The sequence below is a fragment of the Nocardioides zeae genome, from assembly GCF_010686755.1.
In the GTDB taxonomy this organism is placed as follows: Bacteria; Actinomycetota; Actinomycetes; order Propionibacteriales; family Nocardioidaceae; genus Nocardioides; species Nocardioides zeae.
In genome coordinates this window covers 44,770-68,216 of the sequence record NZ_JAAGXA010000009.1, presented here as the reverse complement: position 1 = coordinate 68,216, position 23,447 = coordinate 44,770, and the positions used below count along the sequence as shown (strand labels likewise).

Genomic DNA, 23,447 nt, shown 5'->3' with positions numbered 1-23,447 from the left:
CGGTGCGCCGCTGCGCCGTCGTCGGCGACCCGGTCGAGCACTCGCTCTCGCCGGTGCTGCACCGTGCGGCGTACGCGGCCCTCGGCCTCACCGACGTCACGTACGACGCGGTGCGCGTGCCGGCCGGCGGCCTGACGGCCCACGTCGCAGGCCTCGGGCCGGGGTGGCGCGGGCTGTCGGTGACGATGCCGCACAAGCGTGAGGCGCTGGCGCTCGCCGACCGCCGCACCCCCCTCGCCGTGGCGGCCGGGGGAGCGAACACCCTCGTGCTCGGCCCCGAGGGGGTGCAGGCCGACAACACCGACGTGCCCGGCGCGGTGGCGGCGCTCCGCGAGCGCGGCGTGACCGACGTGGGCCGCGCGACGGTGCTCGGGGGCGGAGCCACGGCGGCGTCGACGGCCCTCGCCCTGACCGAGCTGGGCGCACGCCGCCTGACGGTGCTGGTCCGCTCGCCCGAGCGGGCGGCCGAGGCCGTGGCCGCGGTGCGTGCGCATCCCGCGGCGCCCGCGGTGGACGTCGTCGCGACCGACGACGTGCCGGCGGGGCTCGCGCTCGGCGACGTGGTCGTCGCGACCGTGCCCGTCGCGGGCCAGACCCCGGACCTCGTCGCGCTGCTCGCCCCGGCGCCGGTGGTGTTCGAGGTGGTCTACGACCCCTGGCCCACCCCGCTCGCCGCCGCTGCCGCCGCCGCCGGCGCGACCGTCGTCGACGGCCTCGACCTCCTCGCCCACCAGGCGCTGCTCCAGCTCGAGCAGTTCACGGGCGCCACGGTCGGCGTGGCGGTCATGCGCGACGCGGGTCGCGCCGCCCTCGCGGCACGCACGGCAGGCGTCGGAGCCGGGGCCTGACGTGGCCCTCGAGCTCGGCGCCGTCGTCGTCGCGGCCACCGTCGGTGCGGCCGCGAGCGCGGTGATGCCGGCGGTGCTGGCGCGCGTGCCCGACCCCCCGACGTACGAGGACGACGAGCCGCAGGCGCAGCCCCGACCGGAGCGCCCGACGTACCCCACCTTCGGCGAGCTCGCCCGCCGCCCCGGTCTGCCGCTGGGGTTCAGCGTCGCGGGCGCGGTCGCGGGCGCCCTCGTCGGCGCCCTCGCCGGTTGGAGCTGGCCGCTGGCGTGGCTGCTCGTGCTCGTGCCGGTGGGCGTGCTGCTCAGCTACGTGGACTGGCGCACGCTCCTGCTGCCGACGCGGGTGATCTACCCGGCGTACGCCGCGGTGGCGGCCCTCATGGTCGTCGCCACGCTCGCGACGGGGGCGACCGACGACCTCCGGCGCGCCGGGATCGCGGCGCTCGTCGGGCTGGTCTGCTACTGGCTGCCCTGGCGCATCAGCGCGAGCTGGATGGGCTTCGGCGACGTGCGGCTCTCGGGCCTGCTGGCCGGGGTGCTCGGGTGGGCCGGCTGGGCCGAGGTGGCGCTCGGGCTCTACCTGCCGTTCCTGCTCGGCGGGGTGGTCGCCGGCCTCCTCATGCTGCTGCGGCTGGTCGCGCGCGGCGCCTACCCGCTGGGGCCGTTCATGTTCGTCGGCACGCTGGTCGGACTGTGGTGCGGGCCGCTGCTGCTGCCCGGGCTGTCCGCGTAGGAGACCGCGGGCCTGGCGGCAGCCGGTGCGTGGAACAATCCGCCCCATGCTCCGATGGCTCACCGCCGGCGAGTCGCACGGCCCCAGTCTGGTCGCGATCCTCGAAGGTCTCCCCGCCCACGTCCGTGTCACCTCCGGTGACGTCGCCGACGCCCTCGCCCGTCGCCGCCTCGGCTACGGCCGCGGGGCGCGCATGAAGTTCGAGCAGGACGAGGTGCGCTTCATCGGCGGCGTCCGCCACGGCGAGACGCAGGGCGGCCCCGTGGCCATCGAGGTGGGCAACACCGAGTGGCCGAAGTGGGAGAAGGTCATGGCGGCCGACCCCGTCGACCCGGCCGAGCTCGCCAGCAGTGCGCGCAACGCCCCGCTCACGCGCCCTCGTCCCGGACACGCGGACCTGGTGGGCATGCAGAAGTACGACTTCGACGAGGCCCGTCCCATCCTCGAGCGGGCGTCGGCCCGGGAGACGGCCGCGCGGGTCGCGCTCGGCACCGTCGCCGCGGCGTTCCTCGAGCAGACCACCGGCGCCCGGATCGTCTCGCACGTCGTGGAGCTCGGCGGGGTGCCGGCGCCGAAGGGCAGCGTGCCGTCGCCCGACGACGTCGAGCGCCTCGACGCCGACCCGGTGCGCTGCCTCGACCCGGAGGCGAGCAAGCAGATGGTCGAGCGCATCGACCAGGCGCACAAGGACGGCGACACGCTCGGTGGCGTCGTCGAGGTCGTCGTGCACGGCCTGCCGCCGGGCCTCGGTTCCCACGTGCACTGGGACCGCCGTCTGGACGCACGGCTGGCCGGTGCCCTCATGGGCATCCAGGCCATCAAGGGCGTCGAGGTGGGCGACGGGTTCGACCTGGCGGCCACGCCGGGCTCCCTGGCGCACGACGAGATCGTCGCCGACGCGCCTGGCTCGGCCGGTGACGCCCTCGGGCTGCGCCGCGCCTCGGGCCGCGCGGGCGGCACCGAGGGTGGCATGTCGACGGGCGAGGCGCTCCGCGTGCGGGCCGCCATGAAGCCGATCGCGACCGTGCCGCGCGCGCTGCGCACCGTGGACGTCGCGACCGGTGAGCCCACCGCGGCGCACCACCAGCGCTCCGACGTGTGCGCCGTGCCGGCTGCCGGCATCGTCGCCGAGGCGATGGTGGCGCTCGTGCTCGCGGACGCCGTCACCGAGAAGTTCGGTGGCGACTCCGTCGGCGAGACCGCCCGCAACGTCGAGGGCTACCTGGCTGCGCTGAGGTTCCGGTGAGGCTCGCGTGAGCGCGGCCCGGCCGCGGGTCGTCCTCATCGGCTCCATGGGGGCCGGCAAGACGACCGTCGGCGAGGTGCTGGCGGAGCGGTGGGGGGTCGGCTTCCGCGACACGGACGCCGACGTCGTCGCGGCCGAGGGTCGCGCCATCGCCGACATCTTCGTGGAGGACGGCGAGGCCCGTTTCCGTGCCCTCGAGCGGGCGGCGGTGCGCACCGCGCTCGCGGAGCACACGGGCGTGCTGGCGCTCGGCGGCGGCGCCGTGCTCGACCCCGACACCCGCACCCTGCTGGCGGACCACGTGGTCGTGTTCCTCCAGGTCGGCCTGGCCGACGCGGTGCAGCGGGTCGGACTCGGCAGCTCGCGCCCGCTGCTGCTCGGCGGCGTCCGTGCCCGCATCAAGGCGCTGCTCGACGAGCGCACCCCCCTCTACACGGAGCTCGCCACGCTCGTCGTCCCGACCGACGGCCGCGAGCCGGCGGAGGTCGCTGCGGCGATCGAGGCCCGTCTCGAGGAGGACACCCGTGCCTGAGCACGACGGACCGGTGGAGATCCACGTCGGGGGAGCCGCGCCGTACGACGTCGTCATCGGCCGCGGCGTCGGCGACCGGGTGCTCCCGATGCTGGGGGACGGGGTGCGGCGCGTGGCCGTGCTGTTCCCCGACGGGCTGCGCCACCTGGCGGAGCCCGTCATCGCCGACCTCGGCAAGGCGGGCCTGGCGGTGCTCGAGCTGCCCCTGCCCGAGGGCGAGGGCGCGAAGACCGCCGCCGTCGCGGTGGCCGCGTGGGACGCCCTCGGCGAGGCGGGCTTCACCCGCTCCGACGCGGTCGTGACCGTCGGTGGCGGCGCGACCACCGACATGGGTGGGTTCGTGGCCGCCACCTGGCTGCGGGGCGTGCCGGCGGTGCACGTGCCGACCACCCTCCTCGGCATGGTGGACGCGGCCGTCGGCGGCAAGACCGGCCTGAACACCGCAGCGGGCAAGAACCTCGTCGGTTCGTTCCACGAGCCCGCGGGCGTCGTCTGCGACCTCGCGACCCTGGGGACGCTGCCCCACGACGAGCTGGTCAGCGGGCTCGGCGAGGTGGTCAAGTGCGGCTTCATCGCCGACCCCGAGATCCTGCGACTCGTGGAGGAGGACCCGGCGGGCGCGGTCGACCCGGCCAGCCCGGTGCTCGCCGAGCTGGTGCGGCGCTCGGTGCAGGTCAAGGTCGACGTCGTCGTCGGCGACCTCAAGGAGACGGCCGGGTTCGCCGGCGGCGGGGGACACCCCGGTCGCGAGGCGCTCAACTACGGCCACACGATGGCGCACGCGATCGAGCGGGCGGAGGACTACACGATGCGGCACGGGGAGGCCGTCGCCATCGGGATGGTCTTCGTCGCCGAGCTCGCCCGGCGCACCGGGCACCTCGACGACGCCACCGCGGCGCGCCACGCCGGCACGCTCGCGGCGGTCGGGCTCCCGACCCGGTACGACGGGGCGCCCTACGAGCAGCTGCACGCCGCCATGAAGGTGGACAAGAAGTCGCGCGGCGACCAGCTCCGGTTCGTGGTGCTCGACGGCCTCGCCCGGCCGCGGGTGCTGGCCGGACCCGCCGAGGCGGACCTGCGTGCGGCGTACGAGAGGATGCGCGGCGCCTGAGCGCCGGCGCGGAGGAGAGTGGTGATGGTGCGGACGACGGTGCTCGTGCTCAACGGGCCGAACCTCGGACGGCTCGGCCGGCGGCAGCCGGAGATCTACGGCACGACGACGTACGCGGACCTCGTCGAGCGCTGCCGCACGTGGGGTGACGGCCTCGGTCTCGACATCGAGACGCGGCAGACCAACCACGAGGGCGAGCTCGTCGACTGGCTCAACGCCGCCGCCGACGACCGGGTGCCGGTCGTGCTCAACGCGGCTGCGTGGACCCACTACTCCTACGCGGTGTACGACGCGTGCGCCCAGCTCGAGGCGACGCTCGTCGAGGTGCACCTCTCCGACCCGGAGGCCCGTCCGGAGGTCTGGCGGCACACCTCGCTGGTCACGCCGCACGCCGCGACGGTGGTCAAGGGCAAGGGCATCGACGGCTACCGCGAGGCACTGGAGTTCGTCGCCGCGCGCGTCGCTGGATAGACTCCTCCGTCGGCGCGCGCCCGAGCGGTGGCGCCCGCACCTTCTCGATCCGCTCCATCGACGACTCTGTGAGGCTGACGCGCGCATGGCATCCACGAACGACCTGAAGAACGGCATGGTTCTCAACCTGGAGGGCCAGCTCTGGTCCGTCGTCGAGTTCCAGCACGTCAAGCCCGGCAAGGGCCCGGCGTTCGTGCGCACGAAGCTGAAGAACGTCGAGTCCAACAAGGTCGTCGACAAGACCTTCAACGCCGGCACCAAGGTCGAGACCGCGACGGTCGACCGCCGCACGATGCAGTACCTCTACAACGACGGCTCGAACTACGTCTTCATGGACACGGGCACCTACGACCAGCTCGAGATCGCCCCGGAGATCGTCGGTTCCGCGAAGAACTTCCTCCTGGAGAACCAGGAGGCCATCGTGGCCACCAACGAGGGCCGCGTGCTCTTCGTGGAGCTGCCCGCGTCCGTCGAGCTCCTCATCACCCACACCGACCCGGGCCTGCAGGGCGACCGCTCGACGGGCGGCACGAAGCCGGCCACGCTCGAGACCGGTCACGAGATCCAGGTGCCGCTCTTCCTGAGCTCCGGCGAGAAGGTCAAGGTCGACACGCGCGACTCGTCCTACCTGGGCCGCGTCAAGTCCTGATGGGGGCCCGCACCAAGGCCCGCAAGCGGGCCCTCGACGTGCTCTTCGCCTCCGAGATGCGGGGGCAGAGCGCGGTCGAGCAGCTCGAGGCGGACATCGCCGGGGGTGAGGGGCCGACCAACCCCTACTCCGTCGTGATCGTGCGCGGCGTGGTCGAGCACCAGGCCGAGATCGACCAGCTCCTCCGCGACAGCGCCGACGGCTGGAGCCTCGAGCGCATGCCGGCGGTCGACCGCAACGTGCTGCGCATCGCGGTGTGGGAGATCCTCCACGCCGACGACGTCGATGCGGCCGTCGCGGTGAGCGAGGCCCTCGTGCTCGTCGGTGACCTGTCCACCGACGACTCGCCGAGCTTCGTCAACGGGGTGCTGGGCGCGATCGTCCGCGGACAGCGGGCCTGAGGAGTCACCCCAGGGTTTGTCACGCTCGCGGGCGGGGTAACGGCGCAGGCCGTGCCCCGCCCGCGGACGTTCCGGCCGCGGACCGGGGCCGGTCCTGACCCGCACCCGTCCTGTCCCGGAGGCCTCTCGGTGAACGTGCCCCCCGACCACCCCGGCGTCGGCCAGCTGCCCGACTCGACCAGCGAGCGGCTCTACACGACGGACGAGCTCGAGGCCTACGCGGCCCAGCAGGACCAGCAGCGCGCCGCCGCTCCCGCCCCGGCGTGGGCGGCCGACGACGACACCCGCGTCGTGCCGCCCGTGCCCGCCGTGCCGCCGGTGCCCGCTCCCGGCGGCGGTCGCCGCCGGGCTGACGTGGCGCTGCCGGCCCAGCCTGCGGCGTACGGCGCCCTCCCGCCCCGCCCGGACGCCGCGGTGCCCGCGGTGCGCCCGCCCTCCGCGGTCGGTCCGGGGACACCGGCGGAGCCGAGCGTGCCGCGCTTCATGACGGCGACCGACTTCCTCGACCGACGCGTGGGTGAGGAGCCGTTCGGGCCGGCGACGTGGGGGTGGCGGGGTCGCGTCAACCGGTGGAGCGGGGGAGCCCTGAAGACGCCCATGGGGCGCGCGGAGCACGAGCACGAGCTGCAGCGGCGCGCGGTCCAGCGGGACCTCGACGGGCCGCGCACCATCGTGTTCCTCAACCCGAAGGGCGGCGCCGCGAAGACGACCGGCGTGCTGATGGCCGGCTACACCTTCGGCACCGTCCGGGGCGGCGGCGTGGTCGCCTGGGACAACAACGAGACCCGCGGCACGCTCGGCATCCGGGGCGTCCGGGGCGAGCACCGCAACACCACGCGGGAGCTGCTGGAGGACCTCGAGAAGTTCAACGACGTCTACCAGTCGCGCATCGGCGACCTCGGCGCCTTCGTGCGCTCGCAGGGCGACGCCCACTTCGACGTGCTCGCCTCCGACGAGCGGCCCGACGTCAGCGGCACGATCCGCGCCGACGACTTCCGCTCCGTGCACGCGCTGCTGCAGCGGTTCTACCGGCTCGTCATCGTCGACACCGGCAACAACCTGCGCGCCGAGAACTGGCTGGCCGCGGCCCACGCGGCGGACCTGCTCGTCGTCACGAGCACCGTCCGCGAGGACACGGGCTACAGCGGCCTGTGGATGCTCGACGCGCTGGCCGACGCCGGGTACGCCGACCTCCAGCGCCGCACCGTCACCGTGCTCTCCGACCCGTCGCCGAAGGTCGACGAGCAGCTGGCGTCCGACCTGGTGGGGGTCTACGAGCAGCGCACCCGCGCCGTCTACCGGGTGCCCTACGACCCGGTGCTGGTCTCGGGGTCGGTGGTGCCCTACGCGCGGCTGTCGGTCGCGACCCAGCGGGCGTGGCTACGTGCCTGTGCGGGGATGGCCGAGGCGCTCTAGGCGCTGGCCGGCGCTCTGAGGCGCTGGCCGGCGCACGGAATGTGCAGCTGGTGCGGGTCTGGCGCGATCCGGGACGGCGCAGCCGCACAGTTCGGGGGCGCTGGCGGGCCCGGTTCCGGAGAAAGAAAACGCGGACGGGACCCTGCTGCGCCTCGGCGTGTCGCGCTCGCCGGTCCGCGTTCTCCTCGCCCAGCGGCCGTCCGGGGTCGACCGGGGCCCCTCGTTCGACAGCCCTCGCGGACACCCGACCCGCAGGGCGGAGCACAGAACGACCGTCGCATGCACCGAACCGACCGCTTTGACCATCAACGTTGATGGTCGAAGCGGCGTGTTCCCCGGTCAGCCGGGGAACCGACCGCCCCGGGGGACCACACCCGGGAACACGTCCGGCCGCCGCCGGGTTGCCCCCTCATGCGAGCAGTCGTCTACACCGAGACCGGTCCCTCCTCCGTCCTGCACGTCGTCGAGCGCGACGCGCCCGAGCCCGGTCCGGGCGAGGTGCGGGTGCGCGTCGTGACGGCGGGCGTGAACCCGACCGACTGGAAGTTCCGCGCGGTCATGGGCCCGACCCACCCGGAGGTCGCTCCCGGCCAGGACGGCGCCGGGGTCGTCGACGCCGTGGGCGAGGGGGTCGAGCACCTGGCCGTGGGGGACCGCGTCTGGCTCTACCTCGCGCAGCACGAGAAGGGCATCGGCGCCGCGGCGGAGCTGACGGTGCAGGCGGCGGACCGCGTCGTGCCCCTGCCCGACGGCGCCTCCTTCGACCTCGGCGCCAGCCTCGGCGTACCGGCCCTGACGGCGCACCGCGCCCTCACCTCCGGCGACGTGACCCGCCTCGGTCCCGGGTCCCTCGACGGCAGCACGGTCCTCGTCGCCGGCGGCGCCGGCGCGGTGGGCAACGCCGCCATCCAGTTCGCCGTCTGGTCGGGCGCGACCGTGGTCACGACGGTGAGCAGCCCGGAGAAGGCCGCCCTGGCCCGTGCAGCCGGCGCCCACCACGTCGTCGACTACCGCACGGAGGACGTCGTCGCGGCGGTCCGCGCGATCGCGCCCGACGGTGTCGACCTCGTCGTCGAGGTCGCCCCGGCCACCAACATCGGCATCGACCTCGCCGTGGTCCGCAACCACGGCACGGTCGCCTACTACGCCAACGACGGCGGCGACGAGGTGACCCTCCCCGTGCGGCAGGCCTTCGCGAAGAACCTGCGCCTGCAGGGGGTGTTCCTCTACCAGGTCGCGCCTGCCCTGCTGCGGGCCGGCGCCGAGGACGTCACCGCGGCTGTCGCCGCCGGCGCCCTCCGCGTGGGCGAGGACGCGGGCCTCCCGCTGCACCACCTCCCGCTCGAGGAGCTCGCCGCCGCCCACGACGCCGTCGAGGGCGGGACGGTGGGCAAGGTGCTCGTGCAGGTCACGACGGCCTGAGCCCGGGAGACCCGGGAAGGTACGCCGCGGGCGAGCGTCCACGTGACGAGCACCGCCCGCGGCGTACGTCGCAGGAGGGTCGGGCTGCTGCTAGAGTCCCGCCCGTTCGACATCCTTTAACGAGCCGTCCCGTGAGGCGGAGAAGGAGGTCTCTGCAGGCATGCCTGCGACGACTGAGCCCGCAGTCGGCCCACCCGGCCGCACCGTCCTCGACGCCCGTGACATCGCCCGGGCACTCACCCGCATCTCCCACGAGATCCTCGAGCGGAACAAGGGCCACGAGGGTCTCGTCCTCCTCGGCGTCCCGACCCGCGGCGTCGGCCTCGCCCAGCGCATCGCGGCGCGCATCGCGGAGACCGAGGGCGTGACGATCCCGGTCGGGGCCCTCGACATCACGCTCTACCGCGACGACCTGCGCCGCCACCCGGCCCGGGCGCCGCAGCCCACCGCGATCCCCGCGGGCGGCATCGACCAGAAGACGGTCGTGCTCGTCGACGACGTCCTCTACTCGGGGCGCACCGTCCGGGCCGCGCTCGACGCGCTCGCCGACATCGGCCGGCCCGCTGTCGTGCGGCTCGCGGTGCTGGTCGACCGCGGCCACCGCGAGCTGCCGATCCGCGCCGACCACGTGGGCAAGAACCTGCCGAGCGCCCGCAGCGAGCGCGTCATGGTGCGTCTCGAGGAGACCGACGGCCTCGACGTCGTGCGGATCGCCGACAGCCCCGACGCCGCGCGCCCGACCGAGGAGGTGGCCCGGTGAACAAGCACCTGCTCTCGTCCGAGGACCTGACGGCCGACGACATCGCCACCCTCTTCGCCACCGCCGCCGAGATGCACGACGTGCAGCGGCGCGAGGTGAAGAAGCTGCCGGCCCTCCGCGGCCGCACGATCATCAACCTGTTCTTCGAGGACTCCACCCGCACGCGCTCGAGCTTCGAGATCGCCGGCAAGTGGCTCTCGGCGGACACCATCAACATCACGGGCAAGGGCTCCTCGGCCTCGAAGGGCGAGAGCCTGCGCGACACCGTGCTCACCATCGCCTCGATGGGGGTCGACGCGGTCGTCATGCGCCACGGCGCGAGCGGCGCGGCGCAGCAGGTCTCCCAGTGGGTCGACGCCGCCGTGGTCAACGCCGGCGACGGCACGCACGAGCACCCGACGCAGGCCCTGCTCGACGCCTACGCGCTGTCCCGCCACTTCGGCGACGGCGGCCGGCTCGGCAGCCTCGAGGGCCGTCACGTCGTGCTGGTCGGCGACCTCACCCACAGCCGCGTCTTCCGCAGCAACGTCATCACGCTGACGCGCCTGGGCGCCCAGGTGACGGTGGTGGCGCCGCCCACCCTCATGCCCGCGGGCATCGCGAGCTGGAGCTCGAGCGCGGGCTTCGCCACGTCGTACGACCTCGACGAGGTGCTCCCGAAGGCCGACGCCGTGATGATGCTGCGCGTCCAGAAGGAGCGCATGAGCGGTGGCTTCTTCCCGACGAGCCGGGAGTACACGGTGGGCTACGGCCTCACCCGCGACCGCCTGCGCGTGCTCGGGCCCGAGGTGCCGATCTGCCACCCCGGCCCGATGAACCGCGGCCTCGAGATCGCCGCCGACGCGGCCGACGCGGCGCAGTCGCTGATCCTCGAGCAGGTCTCCGCGGGCGTCGCGGTCCGCATGTCCGTCCTGTACCACCTGCTCGCCGGGGAGGGAACCGCATGACCCACCAGCCTGTCATCGTGAGGGGCGCCTCGCTCCTGGGCGAGCAGACCGCCGACGTCCTCCTGGTCGACGGCGTCGTCGCGGAGGTCGGTACGGCGCGCGTCGACGCGCCCTCCGACGCACGCGTGGTCGAGGCCGACGGCCTCGTGCTGCTCCCGGGGCTCGTCGACCTCCACACCCACCTGCGCGAGCCGGGCCGCGAGGACGCGGAGACGGTCCGCACCGGCTCGGCGGCTGCGGCACGCGGTGGCTACACCGCCGTGCTCGCGATGGCCAACACCAGCCCCGTCACCGACACGGCGGAGGCGGCGGAGCGCGTCCACGCCCTGGGTCGCGCCGCCGGGATCGTCGACGTGCAGCCGGTCGGGGCCGTCACCAAGGGCCTGCGCGGCGAGGAGCTCGCCGAGCTGGGGCTCATGGCCCGCAGCCGCGCCGGGGTCCGGGTCTTCTCCGACGACGGGAAGTGCGTCGCCGACGCGCGCGTCATGCGCCGGGCGCTGGAGTACGTCAAGGCCTTCGGCGGCGTCGTCTCCCAGCACGCCCAGGAGCCCACGCTCGCCGGCGCGACCGCCTGCTGCCACGAGGGGGAGCTGTCGGGCCGTCTCGGGCTGCCGGGCTGGCCGGGCGTCGCGGAGGAGGTCATCGTCGCCCGCGACGTCATGCTCGCCCGCCACACGGGCAGCCGCGTGCACGTCGCCCACGCCTCCACCGCCGGCACCGTCGAGGTGCTGCGCTGGGCCAAGAGCCTGGGCATCCAGGTGACGGCCGAGGTCACGCCGCACCACCTGCTGCTGACCACCGACCTGCTCGGCGGCTACGACCCGACGTTCAAGGTCAACCCGCCGCTGCGGCCCGCGGAGGACGTGGAGGCACTGCGGGACGCGCTGGCCGACGGCACGATCGACGCCGTCGCCACCGACCACGCGCCGCACGCGCGGCACGACAAGGAGCACGCCTTCGTCGACGCCGCCTTCGGCATGCTGGGCCTCGAGACCGCCCTCGGTGTCGTGGCCTCGGTGATGGTCTCCTCGGGCCGGATGGGCTGGGGCGACGTCGCCCGGGTCATGTCGACGCGCCCGGCGGAGATCGCCGGGCTGGCGGGCCGCGGCGACCAGGGCCACGGACGCCCCGTCGCCGTCGGCGAGCCGGCCAACCTCACCCTCGTCGACCCGGCCGCCTCGGTCGTCGTCGACCGCGACGACTCGGCGTCGCTCTCCCGCAACAACCCCTGGCACGGCCGCACGCTCACCGCGGCGGTCCGTGCGACGTTCCTGCGCGGCACCCCCACCGTGCTGGACGGACAGCTCGTCGAGATCGGCGCCACCACGGAAGGAAGCCTCACATGAGCACCCCCGCCCTGCTCGTCCTCGAGGACGGACGCACGTTCCACGGCGAGGCCTACGGCGCGACCGGGGAGACCTTCGGCGAGGCGGTCTTCTCCACCGGCATGACCGGCTACCAGGAGACCCTCACCGACCCCTCCTACCACCGCCAGGTCGTCGTCATGACGGCCCCGCACGTCGGCAACACCGGCATGAACGACGAGGACCCCGAGTCGGCCCGCATCTGGGTCGCGGGCTACGTGGTGCGCGACCCCGCCCGCGTCTCGTCGAGCTGGCGCAGCCGGCGCACGCTCGACGACGAGCTGCGCGAGCAGGGCGTCGTCGGCATCTCCGGCGTCGACACCCGCGCCCTCACCCGGCACCTGCGCGAGCGGGGGGCCATGCGCGTCGGCATCTCGACGACGGAGACCGACCCCGCCCGTCTGCTCGAGCGCGTCCGCGCGTCGGGGGAGATGGCGGGCACCGAGCTCTCCGACGAGGTCACGACCACGTCGGCGTACGTCGTCCCCGCGGTCGGCGAGAAGCGCTTCACCGTCGCCGCGGTCGACCTCGGCATCAAGGCCAACACGCCGCGGATGATGAGCGAGCGGGGCATCGAGGTGCACGTGCTGCCCGCGACCGCCTCCATCGAGGACGTGCTGGCGGTGGGGGAGGACGGCCCCGACGGCCTGTTCTTCTCCAACGGCCCCGGCGACCCGGCCGCCACCACCGACCAGGTGGCGCTGCTGCAGGAGGCGCTCGGCCGCGACCTGCCGTACTTCGGGATCTGCTTCGGCAACCAGCTGTTCGGCCGCGCGCTCGGCTTCGGCACCTACAAGCTGAAGTACGGCCACCGCGGCATCAACCAGCCCGTCATGGACCGCACCACCGGCAAGGTCGAGGTGACGGCGCACAACCACGGCTTCGCCGTCGACGCCCCGCTCGAGGGCACGACCGCGACCCCGTACGGCGCGGCGAGCGTCAGCCACGTCTGCCTCAACGACGACGTGGTCGAGGGCCTCGAGCTCCGCGACGGCGAGGGCGGGGCGCTCAAGAGCTTCTCGGTGCAGTACCACCCGGAGGCTGCCGCCGGGCCGCACGACGCGGCGTACCTGTTCGACCGTTTCCTCGACCTCATGAACGACCGGAGGGCCTGAACCATGCCGAAGCGCGACGACATCACGAGCGTCATGGTGATCGGGTCCGGCCCGATCGTCATCGGCCAGGCGTGCGAGTTCGACTACTCGGGCACCCAGGCGTGCCGCGTGCTCAAGGCCGAGGGCCTGCGGGTCGTGCTGGTGAACTCCAACCCGGCGACGATCATGACCGACCCCGAGTTCGCCGACGCGACCTACGTGGAGCCGATCACCCCCGAGTTCGTCGAGCGCGTCATCGCCAAGGAGCGCCCCGACGCGCTGCTGCCGACGCTGGGCGGGCAGACGGCGCTCAACGCGGCCATCGCGCTGCACGAGCGGGGCGTGCTCGAGAAGTACGGCGTCGAGATGATCGGCGCCAGCTTCGAGGCCATCCACCGCGGCGAGAACCGCGAGCAGTTCAACGCCATCGTGCACAAGGTCGGCGGCGAGGTCGCCCGCAGCATCGTCTGCAACGGCGAGGCGCTCGGCCCGGACGCCCCGAAGTCCGCCAAGGAGAAGCACGCCCTGGAGCGCGCCTTCGAGGCCGCCGAGCAGCTGGGCTACCCGGTCGTCATCCGGCCGTCCTTCACGATGGGCGGCACCGGCTCGGGCATCGCCTACGACGCCGACGACCTGGTGCGCATCGCCGGCTCCGGCTTCTCCGCCAGCCCCACGACCGAGGTCCTCATCGAGGAGTCGATCATCGGCTGGAAGGAGTACGAGCTGGAGGTGATGCGCGACAAGGCCGACAACGTCGTCATCGTCTGCTCCATCGAGAACCTCGACCCGATGGGCGTCCACACCGGTGACTCGATCACGGTCGCGCCGGCCATGACGCTGACGGACCGCGAGTACCAGCACCTCCGCGACCTCGCCATCGAGATCATCCGCGAGGTCGGCGTCGACACCGGCGGCTGCAACATCCAGTACGCGGTGAACCCCGCCGACGGCCGCGTCATCGTCATCGAGATGAACCCGCGCGTCTCCCGCTCGAGCGCCCTGGCGTCGAAGGCGACGGGCTTCCCCATCGCGAAGATCGCGGCGAAGGTGGCCATCGGCTACACCCTCGACGAGATCCCCAACGACATCACGGCGGAGACGCCGGCGAGCTTCGAGCCGGCGCTCGACTACGTCGTCGTCAAGGTGCCGCGGTTCGCGTTCGAGAAGTTCCCCGGCGCCGACCCGCGTCTCACCACCCACATGAAGTCGGTGGGCGAGGCCATGGCGATCGGCCGCAACTTCACGGAGGCGCTCCAGAAGGCGCTGCGCTCCCTGGAGAGCAAGGACGCGGCCTTCGACTGGAGCCACCAGTGGGTGGACCTCGACAAGGACGCCCTGCTCGCCGAGATCGCCGTGCCCCACGACGGCCGGCTCAAGAAGGTCATGGACGCCCTGCGGGCGGGCGCCACGGCCGAGGAGATCTTCGCGGCGACGGGCATCGACCCGTGGTACGTCGACCAGCTCGCGCTCATCAACGAGGTGGCGGGCGAGATCGCCGCCGCGCCGGAGCTGACCGCGGCCGTGCTGCGCCGGGCCAAGCGCCACGGCTTCTCCGACGTGCAGATCGGGAGGATCCGCAACCTGGCGCCCGCGGTGGTGCGCGGGGTGCGGCACGCCCTGGGCGTGCGGCCGGTCTACAAGACGGTGGACACGTGCGCGGCCGAGTTCGCAGCGCGCACGCCCTACCACTACTCGTCCTACGACGAGGAGACCGAGATCGCGCCGCGCGAGCGGCCCGCCGTGATCATCCTGGGCTCCGGCCCGAACCGGATCGGGCAGGGCATCGAGTTCGACTACTCGTGCGTGCACGCCTCGCTGGCCCTCAGCGCGGCGAAGGACGGCGGGGGCCTGCCGGGCGGCGGGTTCGACACGATCATGGTCAACTGCAACCCGGAGACGGTCTCGACCGACTACGACACGTCGGACCGGCTCTACTTCGAGCCGCTGACGCTCGAGGACGTGCTCGAGATCGTCCACGCCGAGCAGCAGGCCGGTCCGGTCGTCGGCGTCATCTGCCAGCTCGGCGGCCAGACCCCGCTCGGTCTCGCCCGTGGCCTCGAGGAGGCGGGCGTCCCGATCGTCGGCACCCAGCCCGCGGCCATCGACCTCGCCGAGGAGCGGGGCGCGTTCGGTCGCGTGCTCGCCGCGGCCGGGCTCACGGCGCCCAAGCACGGCACCGCGACGTCGTACGCCGAGGCGGAGGCCATCGCGGCCGAGATCGGCTACCCGGTGCTGGTGCGCCCGTCCTACGTGCTCGGCGGTCGGGGCATGGAGATCGTCTACGACGACGCCTCGCTGGAGGCGTACCTCGAGAAGTACGTCGCGGCGGGCCTCATCAGCCACGCGGCGCCGGTGCTCGTGGACCGGTTCCTCGACGACGCCGTCGAGATCGACGTCGACGCGCTCTTCGACGGCGAGGAGCTCTTCCTCGGCGGCGTGATGGAGCACATCGAGGAGGCCGGCATCCACTCCGGCGACTCCTCCTGCGCGCTGCCGCCCATCACGCTCGGCGCCCGGGAGATCGGCCGGATCCGCCGCGCCACCGAGGCCATCGCCCGCGGTGTCGGGGTGCGGGGGCTGATCAACATCCAGTTCGCGCACGCCTCCGACATCCTCTACGTGCTCGAGGCGAACCCGCGGGCCTCCCGCACGGTCCCGTTCGTCTCCAAGGCGACGGCGACGCCGCTGGCGAAGGCGGCGGCGCGCGTGATGCTCGGCGAGTCGATCGCCGACCTGCGGGCGGCGGGCGTGCTCCCGGCGAGCGGCGACGGCGGCACCCTGCCCGACGGCTGCCCGATCGCCGTCAAGGAAGCGGTCATGCCGTTCAACCGGTTCAAGACCCCCGACGGCCAGTTCGTCGACACGGTCCTCGGCCCCGAGATGAAGTCCACGGGCGAGGTCATGGGCTTCGACGCCGACTTCGGCACGGCGTTCGCGAAGTCGCAGGCGGCGGCGTTCGGTTCCCTGCCGAGCAGCGGCAAGGTCTTCGTGTCGATGGCCAACCGCGACAAGCGCGCCATGGTGTTCCCCATCAAGGTGCTCGCCGACCTCGGCTTCGAGATCGTCGCCACCGAGGGCACCGCCGAGGTGCTGCGCCGCAACGGCGTCGCGGCCACCCTCGTGCGCAAGCAGCACGAGGGGCCCGGCCCGAACGGCGAGCGCACCACCGTGCAGCTCATCGACGACGGCGAGATCCAGCTCATCGTCAACACCCCGTACGGCGCGGCCGGGGCCGAGCCGGCGTCCGCGGGCGGCGACGTGCCGGGTGCCGGGACCGGGGGGCAGGTGCGGCTCGACGGCTACGACATCCGCACCGCCGCGATCAAGGCGAACGTCCCGTGCATCACCACGGTGCAGGGGCTCGGCGCCGCGGTCCAGGGCATCGAGGCGATGCGGCGCGGCGACATCGGCGTGCGGAGCCTGCAGGAGTGGGCGACCGTGCTGCAGCCCCCGGTCGTGGCCGACGCCGGCGCGGCGGGCTGAGGCGCGCCGTGGGCACCTACGACCTGCTGTTCGAGAAGGTCCTGACCCGGACGGACCCGGAGCGCGCGCACCACGCGTCGTTCCGGGCCATCCGGGCGGCCGGTCCCGCCCTGCGCGCGGCGCACCTGGCGCCGCGCGCGGGCGCGGGGGCCGTGGAGGTGATGGGGATCCGCTTCCCGCATCGCTTCGGCCTCGCCGCGGGCTTCGACAAGAACGCGGTCGGCATCGACGCCCTGGCGGCGCTCGGCTTCGGGCACGTCGAGGTCGGGACGGTCACGGCGCTCGCCCAGCCGGGCAACCCCACGCCGCGGCTGTTCCGGCTCACCGAGGACCGCGCCGTCCTCAACCGGATGGGCTTCAACAACGACGGCGCCGCGGCGGTGGCGCAGCGCCTGGCGGTGCGCGCGGAGAAGCTCGACCGGTCGGGGCGCCGCCCCGAGCTCGTCCTCGGCGTCAACATCGGCAAGTCGAAGATCGTGCCGGAGGACGACGAGGCGGCGGTGCTGGCCGACTACGGCTCCTCGACGCGCCTGCTCGCGCCGTACGCGGACTACCTGGTCGTCAACGTCTCCTCCCCGAACACGCCGGGCCTGCGCACGCTGCAGGCCGTCGAGCGGCTGGAGCCCCTGCTGGCGCACGTCCGCCGCACGGCGGACGCGGCGAGCCCGGAGCGCCGTGTGCCGCTCGTCGTGAAGATCGCGCCGGACCTGGCGGACGAGGACGTGCTCGCGGTCGCCGACCTCGCCATGGCCCAGGGCCTCGACGGGGTGATCGCCACCAACACGACCGTCCGTCGCGACGGGCTGCGCACGCCGGCCGCGGAGGTCGAGGCGCTCGGCGCGGGCGGGATCTCCGGCGCGCCGGTGGCCGTCCGCTCGCGCGAGGTGCTCCGCCTGCTCCGCGAGCGGCTCGACGGTCCGGCCCTCGTCTCCGTGGGCGGCATCGACAGCCCGGCGGAGGCGCTGGCGCGGGTGCAGGCGGGTGCCGACCTCGTGCAGCTCTACACGGCGTTCGTCTACGGCGGGCCCCTGCTGCCGCGGCGCATCGCCCGCCGCCTCGTCGCTTTCGACGCCGCGCGGTGAGCGTGGCCCGCCCCTCCGCCGTACCCCTTCCCGCCGACACCAGGAGCGCTCCGTGACGACCACTGCCCCCGCCTTCGGGACCCGTCTCGCCGCCGCGGTCGCCGACCGCGGCCCCCTGTGCGCGGGCATCGACCCGCACCCCCGCCTGCTGGAGTCGTGGGGTCTGGACGTCACGCCGGCGGGCCTGGAGCGGTTCGCGCGGACGGCGGCGGAGGCGCTGGGCAGCACGTGCGCCGTGGTGAAGCCGCAGTCGGCGTTCTTCGAGCGGTTCGGCAGCGCGGGCGTCGCCACGCTCGAGCGCACCATCGCCGACCTGCGGGCCGGGGGAGCCCAGGTGCTGCTCGACGTGAAGCGGGGCGACATCGGCTCGACGTCGCAGGCGTACGCCGACGCCTACCTCGACCCGTCGTCCCCGCTGGCGTGCGACGCCATCACGGCGAGCCCCTACCTGGGGTTCGGGTCGCTGCGCCCCATGGTCGAGACGGCCGAGAGGTTCGGGGCCGGGCTGTTCGTGCTGGCGCTGACGTCCAACCCCGAGGCGGCCACGGTGCAGGCCGCCCAGCGACGGGGCCGCTCGGTCGCGGCGGAGGTGCTGGACGAGCTCCGGGTGCTCAACGCCGGGGCGGAGCCGCTCGGCTCCTTCGGCGCGGTCGTGGGCGCCACCATCGCCGGTGTCGACGCCGCCGCGGGGGAGTCGTTGGCGATCAACGGCCCGCTCCTGGCCCCCGGCGTGGGGGCCCAGGGCGGCACGGCCGCGGACGTGCAGCGCATCTTCGGCGACGAGGTCGGCCACGTGCTGCCGAGCTCCTCGCGCGAGGTGCTCGCCGCCGGGCCCGACCCGCGGGCGCTCGCCGACGCGGCGCGTCGCTTCAACGACACCTTCCGCGCCGCCTGGTCCTGAGGCCGGTCCGGGCGACGGTCCCGGCCGCGATTGCCACCCGCGCGGACGCGTGGCTAGATTGGCGCTTCCTTCCACGACCCATCTCGACGCGAGGATCCGCCCGTGGCCCTGCCCCCGCTCACCCCCGAACAGCGCCAGGCTGCCCTGGCCAAGGCCGCGGCGTCGCGCCGCGAACGGGCCGAGGTGAAGAACCGCCTGAAGACCGCGGGGGCGACGATCTCCGAGGTGCTGCGGGACCGCGAGGGCAACGAGGTCATCGCCAAGATGCGGGTCTTCGACCTGCTGCAATCGATGCCGGGCGTCGGCAAGGTGCGCGCGAAGCAGATCATGGAGCGTCTCCAGATCGCGGAGAGCCGCCGGGTGCGCGGGCTCGGGGCCAAGCAGGTCGCGGCGCTCGAGGCCGAGTTCGCCCCGGGCGACTGATCCGGTGGTCCATCCTCTCGACGGTCCGGCCGACGGCTCCGCCGGCCGCTCCCGCCTCGTCGTGCTCGCCGGTCCCACCGCGGTCGGCAAGGGCACGGTCGCGGCCCACGTGCGCGCCCACCACCCCGAGGTCTGGATCTCGGTGTCGGCGACGACGCGCCAGCCCCGTCCCGGCGAGGTGCACGGCGTGCACTACCTCTTCGTGAGCGACGAGGAGTTCGACCGGATGATCGCCGAGGACGAGCTGCTCGAGTGGGCGGTCGTCCACAAGGCGGCGCGCTACGGCACGCCCCGGGGCCCGGTCGAGGCCGCCCTGGAGGCGGGTCGGCCCGCGATGCTGGAGATCGACCTGCAGGGCGCCCGCCAGGTGCGCCGCACCGCGCCGGACGCCTACTTCGTGTTCCTCAAGCCGCCGAGCTGGGAGGAGCTGGTGCGCCGGCTCGTCGGCCGGGGCACCGAGAGCCCGGAGGAGCGGGAGCGCCGGCTCGAGACGGCGCGCACCGAGCTGGCGGCGGAGGCGGAGTTCGACCACACCATCGTGAACACGGAAGTTCCGGCCGCCGCCGAAGAGTTGGTACGATGCATGACTGCGCCTGCTCAGGCGCGCTGATCCAACCCCGACCGACTTGTGAGGCTGTTGCGTGTCTGCCCCTGAAATCGCCGCCGTGGGCGTGACGAACCCGCCGATCGACGACCTGCTGACGAAGACCGACAGCAAGTACCAGCTGGTGCTCTACGGAGCCAAGCGCGCGCGGCAGATCAACGCGTACTACTCCCAGCTGGGCGAGGGCCTGCTGGAGTACGTGGGTCCGCTCGTCGACACCCACGTGCAGGAGAAGCCGCTGTCGATCGCGCTCCGCGAGATCAACGCCGACCTCCTGACCTGCGAGGACGTCGACCCGGCCGAGCTCGCCGCGGAGGAGGCCGCCAAGAAGGCCGCCGCTGTCGAGTCGCCGTTCGGCGCCGAGTGACCACCGGTCACACCGCCTGCTGAATCCGATGCCGCCGTCCGACCCGAGCCCGTCCGTGCCCAAGCCGCGCGTGGTGCTCGGCGTCGGGGGCGGCATCGCGGCGTACAAGGCCTGTGAGGTCCTGCGCCGCTTCTCCGAGTCCGGTCACGACGTGACCCCGGTGCCGACCGCCAGCGCGCTGGAGTTCGTCGGCGCGCCGACGTGGGCCGCCCTGTCCGGCAAGCCCGTCGCGAGCGACGTGTGGAGCCAGGTGCAGGAGGTGCCCCACGTGCGGATCGGCCAGACGGCCGACCTCGTCGTCGTCGCGCCCGCCACCGCCGACCTGCTCGCCAAGGCCGCCCACGGTCTGGCCGACGACCTGCTCACGAACACGCTGCTGACCGCGCGCTGCCCGGTGGTCATGGCCCCCGCGATGCACACCGAGATGTGGGAGCACCCGGCGACGCAGGCCAACGTCGCCACGCTGCGCTCGCGGGGCATCGTCGTGCTCGAGCCCGCGGAGGGGCGGTTGACGGGCAAGGACACCGGCAAGGGTCGCCTGCCCGAGCCCGTGGAGATCTACGAGGTCGCCGCCGACGTGCTCGCCCGGTCCCGCACCGGCGGGGCCACCGCTGACCTGGCCGGCCGCCGCGTGCTGGTCTCGGCCGGCGGCACGCGGGAGTACCTGGACCCGGTCCGCTTCCTCGGCAACCGCTCGTCGGGCCGGCAGGGCTACGCGCTGGCCCGTGCCGCCGTCGCGCGCGGTGCCCAGGTCACGCTCGTGGCGGCCAACGTGGACCTGCCCGACCCGGCCGGCGTGTCCGTGGTGCGCGTGGAGACGACGGAGCAGCTGCGCGACGCCGTCGTGGCGGGGGCGAAGGACGCGGACGCGGTCGTCATGGCCGCCGCCCCGGCCGACTTCCGGCCCGCGTCGTTCAGCGACGCCAAGATCAAGAAGCTCGCGGACGGCAGCGCCGCTCCGCTCGAGCTCGTGCAGAACCCCGACATCCTGGCGGCGATCTCCCACGAGCGCGCCCGGCCCGGCTCGGTCGTGGTGGGCTTCGCCGCCGAGACCGGCGACGCCACCGGCTCGGTGCTCGAGCTGGGGCGCGCGAAGCTCGCCCGCAAGGGCTGCGACCTGCTCGTCGTCAACGACGTGAGCGGGGGAGCCGTCTTCGGCAGCGCCGACAACGAGGCCGTCATCCTGGGTGCCGACGGCGCGAGCGTCGAGGTGCCGCGGGCGGCGAAGGGCGTGCTGGCGCACGCGATCTGGGACCAGGTCGCGACGCGGCTCTGACGCGCCCGCGCGCGCCGGCTCCGAGCGTGTCCACACGTCGGGACGTCTGCCCGGATGCTGGCGCTCGCCCAGCCCGCGACTATGGTTTCGGCGGGCGCGTCCGTGCGTCCGGACAGCCTCGTCGAGTGGGAGTGAGTGACCGTGCCTGGACGTCTCTTCACGTCGGAGTCGGTGACCGAGGGTCACCCGGACAAGATCGCTGACCAGATCAGCGACACGGTCCTCGACTACCTCCTGGCGAACGACGACGACAAGCGCAACCTGCGCGTGGCGGTCGAGACGCTGCTGACCACGGGCCTGGTGGTCGTGGCCGGCGAGGTGCGCACCAACGCGTACGCCCCCGTCGCCGACCTCGTGCGCCGCAAGATCCTCGAGATCGGCTACGACTCCTCCGAGAAGGGCTTCGACGGCGCGTCCTGCGGCGTGCAGGTGGCCATCGGCGGCCAGTCGGCCGACATCGCCCAGGGCGTCGACGACGGCCACGAGTCGCGCGTGGGCTCGTCGACCGACGAGCTCGACAAGCAGGGCGCGGGCGACCAGGGCCTCATGTTCGGCTACGCCAGTGACGACACGCCGGAGCTCATGCCGCTCCCCATCACCATCGCGCACCGGCTCTCGGAGCGTCTCTCGGAGGTGCGCAAGGACGGCACGCTCGCCTACCTGCGGCCCGACGGCAAGACGCAGGTGACGATCGAGTACGACGAGCAGGACCGCCCGGTGCGCATCGACACCGTCGTGCTGTCCACGCAGCACGCCCCCGACGTGGACCTCGCCCAGCTCGAGGCCGACATCAAGGCGAACGTGATCGAGCCCGTGCTGGGCTCCTTCGACATCCCGTCCGACGGCTACCGCCTGCTGGTGAACCCGACCGGCGTCTTCGTCGTCGGCGGTCCGATGGGCGACGCCGGCCTGACGGGTCGCAAGATCATCGTCGACACCTACGGCGGCATGGCCCGCCACGGCGGCGGTGCCTTCTCGGGCAAGGACCCGTCGAAGGTGGACCGCTCCGCGGCGTACGCCATGCGCTGGGTCGCCAAGAACGTCGTCGCCGCGGGCCTGGCCCGCCGCGCCGAGGTGCAGGTCGCCTACGCGATCGGCAAGGCGCAGCCCGTCGGCGTCTTCGTGCAGACCTTCGGCACCGGCGTCGTCTCCGACGAGGTCATCCAGAAGGCCGTCCTCGAGGTCTTCGACCTGCGTCCCGCGGCGATCATCCGCGACCTCGACCTGCTGCGCCCGATCTACTCGCTGACCTCGGCGTACGGTCACTTCGGCCGCGAGCTGCCCGAGTTCACCTGGGAGCGCACCGACCGCGCCGACGCGCTGCGCGCGGCGGCCGGCATCTGAGCACGCCGGTCTCCTCGTGAGCGACGGGGGCGGCGACGACGCGTACGGCGGCGGCCCGCCCCTGTCGCACGCGGCGCTCAGCCCCGGGGCCGTCATTTAGGACGACCTGCGGGCCTCCGCGCCGCGCGGAGCCCGTCAGCTCGCCACCTGGATCCCGGACGGGACGGGCGTGCCGTGGCTCGGGCTCGAGGTGGCGGCCTACGCCCGGCATCCCGACGTGCAGGACGCCCTCGACCCGGCGCGCCGCTGGCGGCGCCGGGCGGACGCCCTGCCCACGGGTGCGCTGTGGGCGTTGACGCTGCTCGCCGTGCTGGGTGCGGCGGTGACGGTCACGGCGCTGGGCGGCGAGGCGGGGTACGGCGCGCCCTCGGCCGCCAGCGCCGACCGGTGGGCCTCGGTCGCGGCGACGCTCGGTGGACTGGCCCTGCTGGGGCGGACGGCGAGCTGGCTCGGGACCCGAGCCGCGGGGCGCCGCCCGCACGCCTACGACCTCGTGGTGGCGGTCGTCAGTGTCGTGGCGCTCCACGGGCTGGTGTCGTCGGGGTGGATGGTGAGCACGCAGCGGTGGACGCCCGCCGTCGTGGTGCCGGTGGCGCTCTCGCTGCTGGTGGCCGTGGCCGCCGGGCTCCTCGTGGTCACGGGGCGGGAGCCGGCCGACGGGCCGGTGGTGCCGCGCCTCGATCCTCGGCGGCTCGCCGCTGCACTGCCCCAGCGCGAGCGGGCGCGGGTGCGGCGTGACCTCGACGCGGCGCTCGACGAGCTGGAGCGTCGAGGACTCGCGACCCCCGCGACCATCGCGCGGGCGCGCGTGGCCGAGCTGGGCGACCTGACCGACGCGGCGCTGCGGCGGGGGCGTCAGCACCGCTGAGTCGTGGCCCCAGTGAGCCGTTGTCCGTGGCGGTGGGGCCACGAGGTCGGTCATCCCCAGGGGTGCCTGACCCGCGGACCGGATTGTCGGCGGCGCACGGTAGAC

At 74.0% G+C, this 23,447-nt stretch carries 23 protein-coding genes; all 23 read left to right on the top strand.

The genetic code is table 11. The features are described from left to right. The first annotated feature begins 2 nt into the window (after positions 1-2). The 23 genes from G3T38_RS13630 to G3T38_RS13520 all read left to right on the top strand — a co-directional run bounded on the left by G3T38_RS13630 (position 3) and on the right by G3T38_RS13520 (position 23,342). Entirely contained in the window at positions 3-848 is an 846-nt protein-coding gene (locus G3T38_RS13630; protein WP_338037646.1) for a shikimate dehydrogenase, read from the top strand. Position 849: 1 nt separating this feature from the next. Continuing rightward, entirely contained in the window at positions 850-1,581 is a 732-nt protein-coding gene (locus tag G3T38_RS13625; protein WP_163772862.1) for a prepilin peptidase, read from the top strand. Between the two features lie 46 nt (positions 1,582-1,627). Then, positions 1,628-2,827: a chorismate synthase gene (aroC, locus tag G3T38_RS13620; RefSeq protein ID WP_163772861.1), complete on the top strand. Its 1,200-nt coding sequence runs from the start codon at positions 1,628-1,630 to the stop codon at positions 2,825-2,827. Between the two features lie 7 nt (positions 2,828-2,834). Next, complete coding sequence (locus tag G3T38_RS13615) at positions 2,835-3,359, top strand: shikimate kinase (protein WP_420846809.1); 525 nt, start codon at positions 2,835-2,837, stop codon at positions 3,357-3,359. Further along, complete coding sequence (aroB, locus tag G3T38_RS13610; RefSeq protein ID WP_338037645.1) at positions 3,352-4,470, top strand: 3-dehydroquinate synthase; 1,119 nt, start codon at positions 3,352-3,354, stop codon at positions 4,468-4,470. Before G3T38_RS13615 ends, aroB begins: the two co-directional genes overlap by 8 nt. A gap of 24 nt (positions 4,471-4,494) precedes the next feature. Next, the gene (locus G3T38_RS13605) at positions 4,495-4,941 is read left to right on the top strand and encodes a type II 3-dehydroquinate dehydratase (RefSeq protein ID WP_163772860.1); all 447 of its coding nucleotides are present in this window, start codon (positions 4,495-4,497) and stop codon (positions 4,939-4,941) included. A gap of 85 nt (positions 4,942-5,026) precedes the next feature. Beyond that, positions 5,027-5,590, top strand: a complete 564-nt coding sequence (gene efp, locus G3T38_RS13600; protein WP_163772859.1) for an elongation factor P — start codon at positions 5,027-5,029, stop codon at positions 5,588-5,590. Continuing rightward, positions 5,590-5,991, top strand: a complete 402-nt coding sequence (gene nusB, locus G3T38_RS13595) for a transcription antitermination factor NusB (RefSeq protein ID WP_163772858.1) — start codon at positions 5,590-5,592, stop codon at positions 5,989-5,991. Before efp ends, nusB begins: the two co-directional genes overlap by 1 nt. Before the next feature lie 129 nt (positions 5,992-6,120). After that, entirely contained in the window at positions 6,121-7,407 is a 1,287-nt protein-coding gene (locus tag G3T38_RS13590; protein ID WP_163772857.1) for a hypothetical protein, read from the top strand. Between the two features lie 411 nt (positions 7,408-7,818). Further along, the gene (locus tag G3T38_RS13585) at positions 7,819-8,829 is read left to right on the top strand and encodes an NADPH:quinone reductase (RefSeq protein WP_163772856.1); all 1,011 of its coding nucleotides are present in this window, start codon (positions 7,819-7,821) and stop codon (positions 8,827-8,829) included. Between the two features lie 160 nt (positions 8,830-8,989). Continuing rightward, complete coding sequence (gene pyrR / locus G3T38_RS13580; RefSeq protein WP_163772855.1) at positions 8,990-9,589, top strand: bifunctional pyr operon transcriptional regulator/uracil phosphoribosyltransferase PyrR; 600 nt, start codon at positions 8,990-8,992, stop codon at positions 9,587-9,589. Continuing rightward, a complete protein-coding gene (locus G3T38_RS13575) occupies positions 9,586-10,536 on the top strand; it encodes an aspartate carbamoyltransferase catalytic subunit (protein WP_163772854.1) in 951 nt (316 codons plus the stop codon). The genes pyrR and G3T38_RS13575 overlap by 4 nt, the downstream gene beginning before the upstream one ends. Further along, the gene (locus G3T38_RS13570; protein ID WP_163772853.1) at positions 10,533-11,882 is read left to right on the top strand and encodes a dihydroorotase; all 1,350 of its coding nucleotides are present in this window, start codon (positions 10,533-10,535) and stop codon (positions 11,880-11,882) included. Before G3T38_RS13575 ends, G3T38_RS13570 begins: the two co-directional genes overlap by 4 nt. Further along, on the top strand, positions 11,879-13,015 hold the full coding sequence (gene carA / locus G3T38_RS13565; protein ID WP_163772852.1) for a glutamine-hydrolyzing carbamoyl-phosphate synthase small subunit: 1,137 nt from the start codon (positions 11,879-11,881) through the stop codon (positions 13,013-13,015). The genes G3T38_RS13570 and carA overlap by 4 nt, the downstream gene beginning before the upstream one ends. A gap of 3 nt (positions 13,016-13,018) precedes the next feature. Next, the gene (gene carB / locus G3T38_RS13560; protein WP_163772851.1) at positions 13,019-16,477 is read left to right on the top strand and encodes a carbamoyl-phosphate synthase large subunit; all 3,459 of its coding nucleotides are present in this window, start codon (positions 13,019-13,021) and stop codon (positions 16,475-16,477) included. Between the two features lie 8 nt (positions 16,478-16,485). Further along, positions 16,486-17,559: a quinone-dependent dihydroorotate dehydrogenase gene (locus G3T38_RS13555; protein WP_163772850.1), complete on the top strand. Its 1,074-nt coding sequence runs from the start codon at positions 16,486-16,488 to the stop codon at positions 17,557-17,559. A 52-nt stretch (positions 17,560-17,611) separates the two neighbouring features. Beyond that, entirely contained in the window at positions 17,612-18,460 is an 849-nt protein-coding gene (pyrF, locus tag G3T38_RS13550; RefSeq protein ID WP_163772849.1) for an orotidine-5'-phosphate decarboxylase, read from the top strand. Positions 18,461-18,562: 102 nt separating this feature from the next. Further along, positions 18,563-18,883, top strand: coding sequence for an integration host factor, actinobacterial type (gene mihF / locus G3T38_RS13545; RefSeq protein ID WP_163772848.1), 321 nt, complete (start codon positions 18,563-18,565; stop codon positions 18,881-18,883). A 4-nt stretch (positions 18,884-18,887) separates the two neighbouring features. Further along, the gene (gene gmk, locus G3T38_RS13540; protein ID WP_163772847.1) at positions 18,888-19,493 is read left to right on the top strand and encodes a guanylate kinase; all 606 of its coding nucleotides are present in this window, start codon (positions 18,888-18,890) and stop codon (positions 19,491-19,493) included. 31 nt (positions 19,494-19,524) lie between these two features. Then, positions 19,525-19,854, top strand: a complete 330-nt coding sequence (gene rpoZ, locus G3T38_RS13535; RefSeq protein WP_163772846.1) for a DNA-directed RNA polymerase subunit omega — start codon at positions 19,525-19,527, stop codon at positions 19,852-19,854. A 28-nt stretch (positions 19,855-19,882) separates the two neighbouring features. After that, the gene (coaBC, locus tag G3T38_RS13530) at positions 19,883-21,130 is read left to right on the top strand and encodes a bifunctional phosphopantothenoylcysteine decarboxylase/phosphopantothenate--cysteine ligase CoaBC (protein WP_174267993.1); all 1,248 of its coding nucleotides are present in this window, start codon (positions 19,883-19,885) and stop codon (positions 21,128-21,130) included. Positions 21,131-21,271: 141 nt separating this feature from the next. Continuing rightward, positions 21,272-22,474: a methionine adenosyltransferase gene (gene metK, locus G3T38_RS13525; RefSeq protein WP_163772844.1), complete on the top strand. Its 1,203-nt coding sequence runs from the start codon at positions 21,272-21,274 to the stop codon at positions 22,472-22,474. Positions 22,475-22,643: 169 nt separating this feature from the next. Further along, positions 22,644-23,342: a hypothetical protein gene (locus tag G3T38_RS13520; RefSeq protein ID WP_163772843.1), complete on the top strand. Its 699-nt coding sequence runs from the start codon at positions 22,644-22,646 to the stop codon at positions 23,340-23,342. The last annotated feature ends 105 nt before the right edge of the window (positions 23,343-23,447 follow it).

What these genes read in the sequence shown, in the direction of transcription:
- carA (WP_163772852.1), top strand. Translation starts at nt 11,879, where the DNA reads ATGAGCACCCCCGCCCTGCTCGTCCTCGAGGACGGACGCACGTTCCAC.
- G3T38_RS13585 (WP_163772856.1), top strand. Translation starts at nt 7,819, where the DNA reads ATGCGAGCAGTCGTCTACACCGAGACCGGTCCCTCCTCCGTCCTGCAC.
- pyrR (WP_163772855.1), top strand. Translation starts at nt 8,990, where the DNA reads ATGCCTGCGACGACTGAGCCCGCAGTCGGCCCACCCGGCCGCACCGTC.
- coaBC (WP_174267993.1), top strand. Translation starts at nt 19,883, where the DNA reads ATGCCGCCGTCCGACCCGAGCCCGTCCGTGCCCAAGCCGCGCGTGGTG.
- nusB (WP_163772858.1), top strand. Translation starts at nt 5,590, where the DNA reads ATGGGGGCCCGCACCAAGGCCCGCAAGCGGGCCCTCGACGTGCTCTTC.
- efp (WP_163772859.1), top strand. Translation starts at nt 5,027, where the DNA reads ATGGCATCCACGAACGACCTGAAGAACGGCATGGTTCTCAACCTGGAG.
- G3T38_RS13605 (WP_163772860.1), top strand. Translation starts at nt 4,495, where the DNA reads ATGGTGCGGACGACGGTGCTCGTGCTCAACGGGCCGAACCTCGGACGG.
- carB (WP_163772851.1), top strand. Translation starts at nt 13,019, where the DNA reads ATGCCGAAGCGCGACGACATCACGAGCGTCATGGTGATCGGGTCCGGC.
- aroC (WP_163772861.1), top strand. Translation starts at nt 1,628, where the DNA reads ATGCTCCGATGGCTCACCGCCGGCGAGTCGCACGGCCCCAGTCTGGTC.
- G3T38_RS13570 (WP_163772853.1), top strand. Translation starts at nt 10,533, where the DNA reads ATGACCCACCAGCCTGTCATCGTGAGGGGCGCCTCGCTCCTGGGCGAG.